Raw genomic sequence first — 13301 nt, 5'->3', positions numbered from 1 at the left:
CCTCCTTCGCCTCTCCCGCAAGCGGGAGAGGCGAAGGCATCACACCCCCGCCGCGTTGTTCGCGATCACGTTGCGGTAGAAGCTGGCGCTGAGCTTTGGTGTGCGGACCTGGGTGTCGAAATTGACGTGGTACAGCCCAAAACGCTTGTTGAGGCCATACACCCACTCGAAATTGTCCATCAGGCTCCAGAGAAAATAGCCGCGCACCGGCACGCCCTCATTGGTGGCACGCTGGAGCTGGGCGAGATAGTTGCGCAAATACATGATGCGGTCGGTGTCGTAGATCTTGCCGTCGGGCCTCACCACGTCGTCGCCGGATGCTCCGTTCTCGCTGATATAGATCGCATCCGTCTTCCAGATCTTTGCAGCCAGCTTTGGCACCCAGTAGATCGTCTCGGGCCCGACACGCAGCCAGTCCGAATTCATGTGCGGGAACGATTTCGGGATCGGCAGCGGCATGAAGCCCGCGCCCTGGTCGGAGGCCACGACATAGTTCTGCGGCGCGTAGATGTTGAGGCCGAGGAAATCGACCGGCGAGGAGATGATCTTGAGCTCCGCGTCGGTGAATTTCGGCGCGTTGGGCCCGGCGTATTTCAGGAAGGCGTCGGTATAGCGGCCCGTCATGATGACGTTGAGATAGCCGGCGTTCATCTCGCGCAGCGCGATCTCCGCGGCGCGAACGTTTTCCGGCGTATCGATCGCAGGCGCGCAGGCGTCGATGTTCTCGGCCGGGCCCACTTTGGTGCCGCGGCGGCCATGGGCGCGCACCGCCTGCACCGCGAGCCCGTGGGCCAGCGCGCTGTTGTGCCTGATCTGGTTGACCTCTCCTTGCGGCAGCGTCAGGCCCGGCGCGTCGATCCCGATGCCGTAGCCGAAATAGACGAAGCGGCCGCTCTCGTTCAACGTGAACACGTTTTTGACGCGGTCGGTCAGACGCTCGGCGACATAGGCCGCATAGTCACCGAAGATCTTGCAGGTCTCCGTCGAACGCCAGCCGCCGAAGCGATCCTCAAGCGATTGCGGCAGGTCCCAATGATAGAGCGTCAGCCACGGCTCGATGCCGTTCTTCAGGAGCTCGTCCAGGAGACGATTGTAGAAGTCGAGCCCCTTCGGGTTGGGCTTGCCGTCGCCGTGCGGAAACAGCCGCGGCCACGCCACCGAGAAGCGATAGGCCCTGCAGCCGAGCTCCTTGATGAGCGCGATATCCTCCTTGTAGCGGTGATAGTGCTCATTGGCGCGGTCGCCGGTGGTGCCGTCCTCGATCTTGCCGGGGATGCGCACGAACTTGTCCCAGATCGAGGCCCCTCGCCCATCCTCATTGACCGCGCCCTCCACCTGATACGACGAGGTCGCCGTGCCCCAGACAAAGCCTGCCGGAAAGCCGCTTCCATTGCGCGGCGGTGCTGTCGGCTTGGCTTCGACGGCCTCAAGGGGACTCGCAATCCCGGCTGCGGACAATCCCGCCAGCTTGGCAAACCGGCGGCGCGAGACCCTGTCCGTCATTGATGCTGCTCCACTTGTTTCGTGCCGGCACAATGAACAGTTCCGGGCGATTTGAGAAGGGGTGCGGGAGGACCCAGATCCGCCACCGTAGACGGCGCGGCAGGCACAATTGGCGTTCCCTTTCCGAGATCAACGCCTATTAGGTTTCAGACTGGATTCTAGCGTCGGCCCGCTCCAATTGAACCGACCACAACTTGCATCAGCCACGCGATGCCGGCATCTCTCATCGCCGCCTTGGTCACGATGGCCCGGATCGTGTCCGGTTTGCGCGCGAAAGGCAGCTCGACAAAGACCAGGCCGAAACGGCCGGCGTGCTGCTCCACCAGTCGGCGCGGCAATGCTGCGATCAGTTCAGACCCGGAAAGCTGGACAAGCGCCATCATGAAATTCGGGACAGTCAAGGCGATGCGGCGTTCGAGGCCGCCAACATCTCATCTACGAAACCGCGCGGTTCACCACTGAGAGAGACCAGCAGGTGCTGTGATCGCGCGAATGCAGCATGGGTTGGCGCTTTGGCCAATGGATGCCCCTTGCGCATGGCCAGCACGAACTCCTCCTCGTAAAGCCTGCGCGCCTCGAAACGCGGTGATACCGCCGGCAGCGGCAGCATTGCGACGTCGAGCTCGCGTCTTTCGAGCATGTCGAGACTTTGCTGCCAAGGCTCCCCGATCGGGCCACCGCGCGGCGCAGGCATCAGGTGGATCAGCCCGACGTCGATGTGGGGCGCCGCAGTCGCGATCGATCGCAAGAGCGGACCGATTGCCGAGACCAGTACGGCATCGGGAGCGCCAATCGTGAAGCGACGGCTGCTCTTCTCCGGGTCGAACGGTGCGGCCGAGCCGATCAGCTGTTCGAAGCGCGCAATGATCTCGGCCACCGGCTCGCCAAGCTCCAAGGCCCGGGCCGTTGGAACGACGCCCTTCGGCGTCCGCAAGAACAGCGGATCGTTCAGCAGAAGACGGAGCCGGCCGAGCGCATGGCTGACGGCCGACGGCGTCAGGCTCAGCCGAGCGGCTGCACGCGCGACATGGCGCTCTTCCAGAACCACGCGGAAGAGCACGAGGAGACTCAGATCAATCCTGGATAGATCAATTTGGTTCAGCATATTGCTGAAATCATATCGCTGGATTCATCAGGATCAAGGCTCATGGATTGGGCTCGTCGTTCGATCAGGAGCTGACAAATGACCAAGAAACCGTCCGGACTGAACAGGTGGCCATGCGGGCAGGAAAAGATGTCGCGGCGCTCGATGATGGCCGCGACCGCTGCGATGCCTCTGTCCGGTCGGCTTTCGGCCGATGCGGCCGCTGGGAGCGACGCGATAGCGGGCCTCATCGAACGCGCCCGCGAGAAAAATGCCGCCTTCATGCGTGGCGATATGGATCGCTGGTCCCAGCTTGTCCGCATTGCGCCGGATTTAACGCTGATGCAGCCCTTCGGCGGGCCTACGAGTCGCGCATTCGAGGCGAGCCCCCAGCGTCTGGCAGAACTATCGCGATACTTCAGGGAAGGCGAAACCGAGCTTGAGGTTGTGCAAACCTATGCATCGGACGCGCTCGTCGCTCTCGTCATGATCGAACGCCAGCGCGCCGAGGTGGGCGGGTTGCCGGCTCAAGACTGGTCGCTGCGCGTGACCGAAGTCTACCGCAAGGACGGCAGGGATTGGCAACTCGTGCACCGTCATGCGGATCCGCTGTCCGAAGCGTCACTTTGCAGCAAGCGGCGATACTCGCCCGGGGCTGGCCGGAGGAAAAATGACGATGGTTGATTCACGTGCCGGCGGCTGCCGTTCGGTCAGAATAAGCGTGCCATGGAGGATCATTCCCCCGCACCTGTGTGCCGTCGCGGTGTAACTCGCGATCTTGCCGGGGCAGTGTCCTTCGACATCCAGCGTGAGCTCGTCTTCAACGCCGAAGACCGTTGCCCGCCCATCGGGGTGACGCTTCGTCGATGGCGGTGAAGCGGTCGCCATCAACCTTGCAGGAGGAACGGCTAATGACCCGGCGCGTGCCAATCCGGTCTTTCCTTGCGCAGCTCGGCCTCGAGCTCCTCGATGATGCTGTGAAGCAGATGCGCGGCAAGCGGGTCGGTCACCTCGCGCTCCAAATGCCGGTAACGCGCGATCAGGTATTCCTGCTCTCTCAACTGGCGTTCGGTCATCAGACGGGCCCTCCGACACATCGACGCGGAGAGGACCGAGCAGTTTCGTTAAAGTTTTCAGATCATTTGCTATGGTTTCTGATGGGTTAAGAAGGCCGCGCGGGCTTCGCCCGCGGGGCCGGGACGATGGCTTATCGCCCTCATCGTGCGTTTGCGAAACCGCGCGATTGCCTGGAGCAGGATCGGGCAATACAGAACCGTTTTAGGCAAGACCGGGAGCCTCTGCGCCGCATAGAACCCGCACCGACCCGTACAAGCACGGGCCGCTGATCTCAGGCAGCAGCGATCAGAAGGAGCCACGCAATGACCGGGAGCACCGCACCCGCGCGCAATCCCTCGTCCAAGGACCAGCCACCCGTCCCTGGTGCAGAGCCCGCGGATATCGCGATGTCCGAGCGGCGCGCCGCCGGAACGGAGATGGCACGGGTGCTCCGGACCGAACCGACCCGCATGGCCTTGGACGCCTCCGGCGCCGGGATCGCGCACTGGAACCACGATCCGCTGCATGACGTCGTCGAGCCCATGAGCCACCACGTGATCATGGCGTATAACGGAGTGATCCAGCGCATGGAGCGCCGGTCGGGAAAATCGGTTTCGATCGGCACATTTCGCCCCGGAGTCGTGATCATCATTCCGGAGGGATCGAGCTCCCGATGGGACATTCCGAAGCCCGTCGATGTCGTTCAACTCTACCTTCCGAATGCGACACTGAAGCGCGTTGCCGGCGAAGCGGGGATCACGGGAGCGACCGACCTGCTGGAGCGGACGGCGCATCCTGACCCCATCACGTCCAGACTGCTCTTGAGCGCAGCGGATGCGCTCGAAGGCAACGGGGTCCTGGATGCGCTGTTCCGGCATCAGGTGACGGATCTTCTCGCCACCCGCGTCCTGGCTGCGCACACAGGTGCACCGGCCACGTTCCATCCGACCATGGGCGGGCTGTCGCCGAAGGTTCTGCTCCGCGCGATCGAACGGTTGCGCTCGGACAGCGATATGGACGTCTCCCTCGATGCGCTGGCATCCGATGCCGGCCTCTCGCGCTTTCACTTCTGCCGCGCCTTCAAAGAGAGCACCGGACTATCGCCGCATGCCTGGCTGCGCCAACACAGGCTCGAGCAGGCCATGAACAAGCTGCGGGCGAGCGACGAATCGATCGTCTCGATCGCTGCGGCGCTCGGCTATTCCTCGCAGACAGCGTTCGCCGCGGCTTTCAGGAAGCTGACCGGCGAAACGCCGAGCGAGTGGCGCAGGCGCCACTCGCGGTAGCGGCCATCGCTTTCGAGCGACAAGGTCTCCCGATGGCGGGGACGCGTCGATGAGCTGTAAGCCTGGCCGGTACGAGCCTTCTCAGAGCCTGCCCGACACCTCGGAAACGCGAATGCGCGATTTGCCGCCGGGCGAACGCCCCCATGCCGATGCGGAAATGATGCGCGTGCTCAAGATGGCACCCGCTATAGCATGGCCTCGGATCCGTCCAGCGACGCGATCGCCTATTGGAAGCATGACGCGTTGCACGACGTCGTCGCCCCCATGGCCGACCACGTCCTGATGACTTTCCCTTCGGGGTCGCTGCGCTTCGAGCGGCGCACAGGGAAATCGGTCGTGCTTGGAACGGCGCGTCCCGGTACGATAACGGTCATCCAGGCTGGATCGCGTCCCGATGGGACATTCCCCGGCCGCTGAGCGTCATTCACTTCTATCTTCCGCAGCGAACGCTGGAGCGCGTTGCGCTCGAGGCCGGCACGGCTGGCCCCCGCCGATCTGCGCGAGCGAGTGGCGCAGGCGCATGCGTTAGCAGCAATCGCTCTATAGCGACAGCAATCGCTCTGGGGCAGTGGCATGCCCGATCGGTTAGACCATCACCATGTCCAATCCCACGACGGAGAGAGATGATGATCGGGAAAGATTTCGTCCACCGGCTGGCAACCATCTCATCACGCAAGGGTCTCGCGACCGCGGTCGTGTACGGACTTACGCTGACGGTCCGCTTCGTTTCAGCCGCAGGTGAAGAGGCGGATCTTCCGCCGCAATCCGTACAACACGCTCATCCTGTGATTTCAGTCGTGACCGGGGACAGCTCCCGTCTTCCCTACCAGGACTGGGGCCGCAAGGTCGCGCCCTCCATCGTCTTTCGTCAGAACTGGCCACAAAGCTCGCAGCCGCCGGGCTGCCCCCTCCATTAAGCGCCAGCAAATTCGCTTCAACACTTCGCAGCGTTGCTGACCGCAACAGGCCTTGCCGCAAACCGGTAGCGGCGGCGGCAACGCACCTGTGTCCAGGAAGATCCAACCAGAGGAGAACGTCAATGCGACTAGTCATCATCGGCGCCGGCTTCGCCGGCATGTATGCCGCTCTTTCCGCTGCCCGCCTGCGCGAGATCCAGGGCGTCTCGCCCGACGAACTCGAGATCGCGCTGGTCGCGCCGGAGCCGACGCTGGTCGTCCGCCCGCGGCTGTACGAACAAAATCCCGAGACCTTGACGGCACCGCTGCTCGATGTGCTCAAGGCGATCGACGTCACCTATGTTCAGGGCAGCGTCGAGACGATCGAAACCCAATCCCGCATGGTGAGGATCGCCACGGCGAAAGGCACCAAGAAGACGCTCTCTTACGATCGTCTCGTGGTCGCCACCGGGAGCCGGCTGTTCCGTCCGAACATTCCGGGTCTTGCCGAGCACGGCTTCAGTGTCGACTCGCTCGATGATGCGATTGCGCTCGACAAGCACCTGCACGGCCTTGCCAAGCGGCCGGCCGTGAACGGACGCGACACGGTCGTCGTCGCCGGCGGCGGCTTCACCGGCATCGAGGCGGCCACCGAAATGCCGGCGCGGCTGCGCGCAATCCTCGGCCCGGGTGCCAAGACTCGTGTCATCATCGTCGAGCGCAACAGCGCGATCGCGCCCGATATGGGCGCAGGTCCTCGACCGGTCATCGAAAGCGCCCTCAGCAAGCTCGGCGTAGAGACCCGCCTCGGTGCCGGGGTCGCCTCGCTCGATAAGTCCGGCGTTACATTGTCGAACGGTGAGCAGATCGAAACCGAAACCGTGATTTGGGCGGCGGGTATTCGTGCGGCCCCTCTGACAGCGCAGATTCCCGCCGAGCGCGACAATTTCGGCCGGTTGCTGGTCGACCCCTGTTTGCGGGTGCCGGGCGTCGAGGGCGTGTTCGCGACCGGCGATGCGGCCCGTGCCGCCTGCGACGACGAAGGCAATTACGCGCTGATGTCGTGCCAGCACGCGACGCGCATGGGCGCCTTTGCAGGCAACAATGCCGCCGCCGAGCTGCTCGGCGTTCCGACCAGGCCGTACCACCAGAAGGCCTACGTCACCTGTCTCGATCTCGGCGAAGCCGGCGCACTGTTCACGCGCGGCTGGGATCGCAAGGTCGAGATGGTCGGAGACGTCGCCAAGAAGACGAAGCGGGAGATCAACACCGTCTGGATCTATCCCCCGAAGCCCGAACGTGCCGCTGCGCTCGCATCGGCCGATCCGGAACGCGTGACCAGCCTCTAACGTACGAAGCGATTACGGCCGCGTCCTGGCTGTGCGGCCTGCTCCACCAGAACTAGTCAGCAGCCTTTACCATGAAACAGGAGACAAACATGAACGTACACAACACTCCCCTCGGCACATCGGGATCCGAAGAGCTCGTGCCCTCGCGCTATGCGCTGAAGATCGGCGAGATCGACGTGCTGGTGGTCAGTGACGGCGTGCTGCCGCTGCCGACCACCATGTTGGCGCACAACGCCGCCCCGGCCGACCGGGCGAGCTGGCTGCGCGGCATGTTCCTGCCGCCGGATGCCTTCGATTGGGCATTGAATGCGGCGATGGTCCGCAGGGGCGGCAAGACCATTCTCATCGACGCCGGGCTAGGCTCCGATCCGGATCTGCACTTGCCTCGGGCCGGGCAGTTGATCAAGCGACTGGAGGCTGCCGGCATCGACCTTGCGTCCATCACCGATCTGGTGCTGACCCATATGCACATGGACCACATCGGCGGGCTGCTCGTCGACGGTGTGAAGCAGCGGCTGCGCCCGGACCTGCGGATCCACGTGGCGGCGAAGGAGGTCAAATTCTGGGAGGCGCCTGATTTCTCCCACACCAACATGCCGCAGGGCTTCCCTGATGCGCTGCGGGCGACCGCCAAGCAGTTCGTGAAAGCATATGGTAGTCAGCTCAGGCCCTTCGATGAGGAGCACGAGATTGCACCGGGCGTCGTCGCACGTCGCACCGGCGGTCACACCCCCGGACACAGCGTGGTTCGCATCGCATCCGGCGGCGAGGCGCTGACGTTCGCCGGCGACGCCGTGTTCGCCGTCGGGTTCGACCAGCCCGACTGGCACAACGGTTTCGAACACGATCCCGAGGAGGCGGCGCGCGTTCGTATCCGTCTTCTGCGGGAGCTGGCCGAGACCGGCGAGATGCTGGTGGCCACGCACCTGCCGTTCCCGTCGGTCGGACGGGTCGCGATCGATGGCGACGCCTTCCGTTGGGTGCCGGTGTTCTGGGACTACTGACGGTTTGCTCGGTCAGGTCAAACTCGGAGCGCGCGCTCATGGCAGTGATGAGCGCGCGCCTCAATCGAATCTCGCGCAACCAAGAAACCGACGAAGTCGAAGTGAGAGTGCGGTCTCGAGCACCTCGAACTTCACGACAAAGCAGGACGAACGGAAATGCAGAACGAGAAAGTCGTGATCATAACGGGTGGCAGTTCCGGCATCGGCCGGGCGGCTGCACTCCGTTTCGCCAGCAGGGGCGACAAGGTGCTCATCACCGGCCGTCGCGCCGACCCCGTCGAGCAAACGATCGCCGAGCACAAGAACATCATGGGCCTGGTTGCGGACAGCAGCTCTGCCGAGGATGCCAGACGGACTATCGCAGAGGCGGTCGACCGCTGGGGCCGGGTGGATGCGCTCGTCAACAACGCTGGCGCGGGCGCCATCCTTCCATTGTCGGATGTGTCGCCCAACAGGATTGTGGACATCTTTTCCGTCAATGTTCTCGGTCCGAGCCTGCTAGCCTCTAGCGCGCTTCCTCACTTGAAAGCGACGCAGGGCGTCATCATCAACATCTCCTCGACGTACGGTCACCGACCGGCGGCCGGACTATCCCATTACGCTGCCAGCAAGGCAGCCCTTGAACACCTGACCCGGTGCTGGGCGCTCGAACTCGCACCGCTGGGAATAAGGGTGAATGCCGTCGCCGCCGGGCCCACGGAATCCGGTGCCTTGACCGGGATGATGGGGCTGTCCGCAGAGCAGGCTGAAGCCGTCAAGCAGGAGGAGCGCGGAAAAATCCCGCTCGCCCGACGCGGCGATCCCGACGAGATCGCGAATTGGATTGTACAGTTTGCGAGCCCCGCCTCACGATGGGTAACGGGACAGGTTCTCGCAGTCGATGGCGGCCTCGGACTGATCTAGAGCGCGATGAGATCTAGATGAATCATCGTCGCCGCTTCAGCTCGTTGTTTGAGCATGATCTCATGCTCAGCGTCCGCGCGATTTTTGACGCCTTTCGAGCGGGCTAGAACGTCACCCGCATCCCCGCATAGAACGCGCGGGGCCTTGCCGGGCTCAGCGAGCGCGGGTCGATGAAGTCATTTCCGCCGTTGGCGAAGTTGGGCAAGGCATCGCGATCGAAGAACTGTCCGTAGGTCGCGTAGCGCTTGTCGAAGACATTGTCGACGCGGCCGTAGAGCTGGATGTTCTTCGTCACCTGGTAGGAGGTGTGGAGATTGAACACCGTATAGGACGGCAGCTTCGCGAACTGGTTCGACTCGTCGCCGACGAGATATTGGCTGGAGACGAACAGTGCGTTGCCGCCGACCTTCCAGACGTCGGTTACGGCGTAATCGACGCCGACCTTGACGCGGTGGCGCGGGATCGCGGGGAGCTGGTTGCCGGGCCTGACCTGGATAGTGTCGGTGGCGGGATCGGCGAACGGGCTCTCGGAGCCGAGCTCGAGCGGATCGAGGAAGCGGGCGTCGACGAAGGCATAGCTCGCCTGGAACTGGAGCGTGGGCGACTTGATGTTGACCTCGGCCTCGAGGCCCTGCCGCCGTGTCCGGCCGACATTGGAGAAATAGCCAAAGCCTGTTCGCCCGACGGCGGGCACCGCTACGATGTCGTCATAGTTTGTGGCGCGGAAGCCGCCGACCTTCCATCCGAGCGTGCCGATGTTCAGCTCCTTGGTGCCGCGGAAGCCGGCTTCTACGGTCTTGGAGACGACCTGCTTCAGCGGCGGATCCGCGACCAGGAAGGCCGCGAGGAGGCAGGGCCTGGCGGGATCGGCGCAGCCGAGCTCGAGCGGCGTCGGCACACGGTTGGCCGCGGAATAGCCGGCATAGGCGGTCAACTCCGGTGTGATCTTGTAAGTGCCGCCGATGATCGGATTGAAGCGAGTAAAGGTGTGATCGCCGTTGAGCGCGGTCCCGAGCTGATCTTCCAGCGAGATCCGCGCCACGTTGAAACGGCCGCCGCCGGTGATGGCGAAGGCATCCGTGACGTTGAACGTATCCATCGCATACAGGCCGTTATATTGATTGACGGTCCGCAGCGAGACGGGGCCGGCAACGGGGTCTGCCGTGGGGGTCGCGCCCAGGAAAACGCCGCTGCCGCTGACGACGTAGTTCTCTCCTATCGAGCCGATCTCGGCGGTCGCGTTGTAACGCGTGACACTGGCGTCGTAGGTGGCGCCCATCACGAAGCGGTTGTCATGGCCGAACAATTGATCGGTGTTGGTGGCCTGCCCCGACACGCCCAACGTGGTCGAACGTATCGAGCCCCGATCGATCTCGCCGAGGATGGTTCCCGGAGCAAAGGGATTGGCGAGTTGAACGCCACCCGCGCCGTTCGCGGCGGTGGTGTCGTCACCGAAGCACAGTAGAGCTGGATCCGCACCGCACTCCTGCACGTCGGTCGGATTGCCGTCGACGATCTTCTGCTCGTACCTGCGCACATGAGCGGTGCCTTCGAGCGTCCAGGTCGGCGTCGCATCGACCTTGCCGGTCAGGTTGAGATAGCCGACGCGATTGGAGGTCGTTTGCGGCGTGGTGTAGGTCGCGCCCCAATATTTGTCGAGGAGCTCGGCCGGAACAGTGGCGCTGGCACCGAAATCGTTCTTGGCCACGCCCATATTGGCGTGGAATTCGCTGTCGCCGGCCTTGTAGGCGACATCGCCGTAGAAGCGCCGCACCGTCGATTGGGAAAAATTGCGGAAGCCGTTGTCGCGCAATCCTTCGAGCGCGGCATAGACGCCGTAGTTCTTGTCGACCTGCTTGCCCCATTGCGCCGAGCCCTGGATGCGGCCGAACGAGCCACCCATCACGTCAAGCTCCGCGCCTTGATAGGTGAAGCCGTCCTTCATTTGCAAGTTGATCGCGCCGCCCAGCGCATTGAGGCCGAAGGCCGGGTTGTTGGTCACCAGCGTCACCGACCTGATCGCGGCAGTGGGGATCAGGTCCCAATTGACCGCGTCCGAGAATGCCTCGTTGATGCGGACACCATTCTGGTACACCGCGAGCCCCTGCGGCGTGCCGGTCACGGGGGAGGCAACAAAGCCGCGGAACTCGACATCAGGTGTGAACGGATTGCCGGTGACTTCGCTGATATTGACGCCGGCGATGTTGTCGCGCAGCGCGTCTGTGACGTTCAGCGAGCCCGTACGCTTGATCTGGTTGGCATCGACGGCATTGATCGCCGATGCAACCTTGTCGACATCGAGACCCCTGCCCGTGCCCGGCGAGGTCGGATAGACGTAGATGCGTGTCCTCGGGGCGGCGGATGCCGGCGCTCCTATGCGCGCGACCGGTCGCGGCGCCGCGGTACGCCTCGCTGTCGGAGGCGGCGGCGCAGTGACCTCGACCGGCGGCAGGTTCTGAACGTTGGTTTCTTCGTCCTGCGCGGCCTCGGCGGGGCAGGCGAGAACCAGCCCTGTCGAAACCGAAGCCATCAACAAACGACGCTTGAACCGAAGACGCGCGCCCATCCCTGCCTTCCCATCCGTCACCACCGGCCGTTTTGATTTTCGCCGTTTGGTCGAGAGGAGTGTAATCAGGGACTGTTCGCGCGCCAGCCACAAAAGATCGGGCAATATCCACACCCGTTTTCCCGACCAAATCGGGAATTTTTCCCGATCGCTTCGGGCGCGGTCAGGGGGCCGCGGTCGGAATCAGCGCCTCGACGGTCAAGCCGCCGTCACCGGAGACGACGCTGAGCGTGCCGCCCAGCGCCAGGATCCGCTCGCGCATCCCGACGAGGCCGAAGCCGAGCTTCTGGCCCGGCTCCATGCCGCGGCCGTTGTCGGTGACCCGCACCCGGGCGCAGCCGCGGCCATCGCCCGATGCCTGCTCCACCGGCTCGATGACGACATTGACCGAGGTCGCACCGGCGTGGCGGAATACATTGGTGAGCGCCTCCTGCACGATACGATAGATGGTGAGATCGGCGGTCTCGCCGGTTGCGCCCAGCGCCGGCGAGATGACGGTCTCGATCGCGACGTCGGGATGCGACTCCCGCCACAGCCGCGACAGCGATTCGAGCGCCTGGCGCAAGCCGAGCTCGGCAAGGCCCACGGGCCGAAGGCGCTCCAGCACGCGGCGATTGAACTGCTGCAGTGCATTGAGCTGCTCCAGCATGGCGCTGCCGTGTTTTCGCACGGCATCCGCACTCGGCGCGCGCCCTTCCGCCTGCTTCGCCAGCGCGCTCGCATGTGCGCGCAGCGAGAACAAGTAAGGCCCGAACTCGTCGTGGAGCTCGCGCGCGATCTCCTTGCGCTCGATGTCCTGAAGCGACACCGCGCGCTCCGCAAGACGCCGCTTGTCCTCGACCGCCTCATGGAGCGTCGCGGCAAGGTGGTTGAGCTTGGTGCAGATCGCGGCGAGTTCCGGCGCGCCCCCCGGCGCGACACGGGCCTCATAATGTCCGCCTTCGAGCTTGCCCATTGCCTCCGCCAGCGACTGGAGCGGTGCCAGCGCCCGGCCGACCACATTCATCATCAAGAAAAACAGCGCAAGCGCGATCACCGAGCCGACCTCGAGCTGGGTCACGATGCCGTCCCATATCTCGGCGATCTCGTCGTCGGGATGCGAGGTGATCCGCAGCGAGCCCGGCTTGCCATGGATCGACACAGGCACGCTGACCGCGGTCTGCTCGGGATGGACCAGGCTGAGGAACCAAGCCGGCGGGGCGCGCGTGTCGTCGTCGGTATCGGGCCGCGGCGGCGTGAGCGGGTTACCGGCGGCATCATGAAGCGCGATGCTGACATGGCGCAGGCGGCTGAGATCGCGCGCGATCTGGTTCAGCCTTGCATCCGGGTCGGGCGCCTCGTTGAGATCGGCAACGATCATCTCGATGAACTCTCGGGCAAGGCGGATCACGCTCTGGTCCTCGGCCTGCACCCGGGGACCTGCTTCCGCGACCTGCCGGCCGATATTGACGGCAAGCCCCAGCGCCAGCAGCAGCGCCAGCAACAGGTTGATGCGTCCACGCAAGGATAAATTTTGCCACATTGGTATCGCCTGTGCCTCGCGAAGGATGCCCGCGCCTGTCCGATGACGTTGACAGAGACGAAGCGCCCGATATCTAATCGGAAGCGTACAGCAATCCCGGCCGGGTTGCATGAGGCCACATGAGACGCGCGC

The 13301-nt window shown here is 64.0% G+C and carries 11 protein-coding genes and 1 pseudogene; 7 read left to right on the top strand and 5 right to left on the bottom strand.

Annotation, left to right across the window (positions count from 1 at the left end; translation table 11 throughout):
* Nucleotides 1-39 precede the first annotated feature (39 nt).
* Together P6U29_RS14310 and P6U29_RS14305 are read right to left on the bottom strand one after the other, a co-directional pair.
* Complete coding sequence (locus P6U29_RS14310) at nucleotides 40-1503, bottom strand: GH1 family beta-glucosidase (RefSeq protein WP_407118172.1); 1464 nt, start codon at nucleotides 1501-1503, stop codon at nucleotides 40-42.
* Nucleotides 1504-1661: 158 nt separating this feature from the next.
* Nucleotides 1662-2608 (bottom strand): annotated as a pseudogene (locus P6U29_RS14305) (LysR family transcriptional regulator).
* Between the two features lie 78 nt (nucleotides 2609-2686).
* On the opposite strand from P6U29_RS14305, the gene P6U29_RS14300 reads away from it, so the two are divergent.
* Nucleotides 2687-3271: a YybH family protein gene (locus P6U29_RS14300; RefSeq protein WP_407118171.1), complete on the top strand. Its 585-nt coding sequence runs from the start codon at nucleotides 2687-2689 to the stop codon at nucleotides 3269-3271.
* Between the two features lie 224 nt (nucleotides 3272-3495).
* Here the strand turns inward: P6U29_RS14300 and P6U29_RS14295 are convergent, their stop codons facing one another.
* Nucleotides 3496-3663: a hypothetical protein gene (locus P6U29_RS14295; RefSeq protein ID WP_407118170.1), complete on the bottom strand. Its 168-nt coding sequence runs from the start codon at nucleotides 3661-3663 to the stop codon at nucleotides 3496-3498.
* 303 nt (nucleotides 3664-3966) lie between these two features.
* On the opposite strand from P6U29_RS14295, the gene P6U29_RS14290 reads away from it, so the two are divergent.
* The 6 genes from P6U29_RS14290 (at nucleotide 3967) to P6U29_RS14265 (ending at nucleotide 9081) form a co-directional block, all read left to right on the top strand.
* Nucleotides 3967-4929: a helix-turn-helix domain-containing protein gene (locus P6U29_RS14290; protein WP_407118169.1), complete on the top strand. Its 963-nt coding sequence runs from the start codon at nucleotides 3967-3969 to the stop codon at nucleotides 4927-4929.
* A gap of 192 nt (nucleotides 4930-5121) precedes the next feature.
* The gene (locus tag P6U29_RS14285) at nucleotides 5122-5346 is read left to right on the top strand and encodes a hypothetical protein (protein ID WP_407118168.1); all 225 of its coding nucleotides are present in this window, start codon (nucleotides 5122-5124) and stop codon (nucleotides 5344-5346) included.
* 209 nt (nucleotides 5347-5555) lie between these two features.
* On the top strand, nucleotides 5556-5846 hold the full coding sequence (locus tag P6U29_RS14280; protein ID WP_407118167.1) for a hypothetical protein: 291 nt from the start codon (nucleotides 5556-5558) through the stop codon (nucleotides 5844-5846).
* 122 nt (nucleotides 5847-5968) lie between these two features.
* Nucleotides 5969-7174, top strand: a complete 1206-nt coding sequence (locus P6U29_RS14275; protein ID WP_407118166.1) for an NAD(P)/FAD-dependent oxidoreductase — start codon at nucleotides 5969-5971, stop codon at nucleotides 7172-7174.
* 89 nt (nucleotides 7175-7263) lie between these two features.
* A complete protein-coding gene (locus P6U29_RS14270; protein ID WP_407118165.1) occupies nucleotides 7264-8178 on the top strand; it encodes an MBL fold metallo-hydrolase in 915 nt (304 codons plus the stop codon).
* 156 nt (nucleotides 8179-8334) lie between these two features.
* The gene (locus P6U29_RS14265; RefSeq protein WP_407118164.1) at nucleotides 8335-9081 is read left to right on the top strand and encodes an SDR family NAD(P)-dependent oxidoreductase; all 747 of its coding nucleotides are present in this window, start codon (nucleotides 8335-8337) and stop codon (nucleotides 9079-9081) included.
* 103 nt (nucleotides 9082-9184) lie between these two features.
* On the opposite strand, the gene P6U29_RS14260 is transcribed toward P6U29_RS14265, so the two are convergent.
* Nucleotides 9185-11647, bottom strand: coding sequence for a TonB-dependent receptor (locus P6U29_RS14260; protein WP_407118163.1), 2463 nt, complete (start codon nucleotides 11645-11647; stop codon nucleotides 9185-9187).
* A gap of 163 nt (nucleotides 11648-11810) precedes the next feature.
* On the bottom strand, nucleotides 11811-13169 hold the full coding sequence (locus P6U29_RS14255) for a histidine kinase (RefSeq protein ID WP_407118162.1): 1359 nt from the start codon (nucleotides 13167-13169) through the stop codon (nucleotides 11811-11813).
* Nucleotides 13170-13301 lie beyond the last annotated feature (132 nt).

The organism is Bradyrhizobium sp. LMG 9283 (genome assembly GCF_045571415.1).
Lineage (GTDB): Bacteria > Pseudomonadota > Alphaproteobacteria > Rhizobiales > Xanthobacteraceae > Bradyrhizobium.
Note: the sequence above shows the minus strand (reverse complement) of the source record. Positions and strands in the feature narration are given on the sequence as shown.

Bases quoted from the DNA above. Each gene is read 5' to 3' on its own strand.
- P6U29_RS14310 (WP_407118172.1), bottom strand. From the start codon at position 1,503: ATGACGGACAGGGTCTCGCGCCGCCGGTTTGCCAAGCTGGCGGGATTG.
- P6U29_RS14300 (WP_407118171.1), top strand. From the start codon at position 2,687: ATGACCAAGAAACCGTCCGGACTGAACAGGTGGCCATGCGGGCAGGAA.
- P6U29_RS14295 (WP_407118170.1), bottom strand. From the start codon at position 3,663: ATGACCGAACGCCAGTTGAGAGAGCAGGAATACCTGATCGCGCGTTAC.
- P6U29_RS14290 (WP_407118169.1), top strand. From the start codon at position 3,967: ATGACCGGGAGCACCGCACCCGCGCGCAATCCCTCGTCCAAGGACCAG.
- P6U29_RS14285 (WP_407118168.1), top strand. From the start codon at position 5,122: ATGGCCTCGGATCCGTCCAGCGACGCGATCGCCTATTGGAAGCATGAC.
- P6U29_RS14280 (WP_407118167.1), top strand. From the start codon at position 5,556: ATGATCGGGAAAGATTTCGTCCACCGGCTGGCAACCATCTCATCACGC.
- P6U29_RS14275 (WP_407118166.1), top strand. From the start codon at position 5,969: ATGCGACTAGTCATCATCGGCGCCGGCTTCGCCGGCATGTATGCCGCT.
- P6U29_RS14270 (WP_407118165.1), top strand. From the start codon at position 7,264: ATGAACGTACACAACACTCCCCTCGGCACATCGGGATCCGAAGAGCTC.
- P6U29_RS14265 (WP_407118164.1), top strand. From the start codon at position 8,335: ATGCAGAACGAGAAAGTCGTGATCATAACGGGTGGCAGTTCCGGCATC.
- P6U29_RS14260 (WP_407118163.1), bottom strand. From the start codon at position 11,647: ATGGGCGCGCGTCTTCGGTTCAAGCGTCGTTTGTTGATGGCTTCGGTT.
- P6U29_RS14255 (WP_407118162.1), bottom strand. From the start codon at position 13,169: ATGTGGCAAAATTTATCCTTGCGTGGACGCATCAACCTGTTGCTGGCG.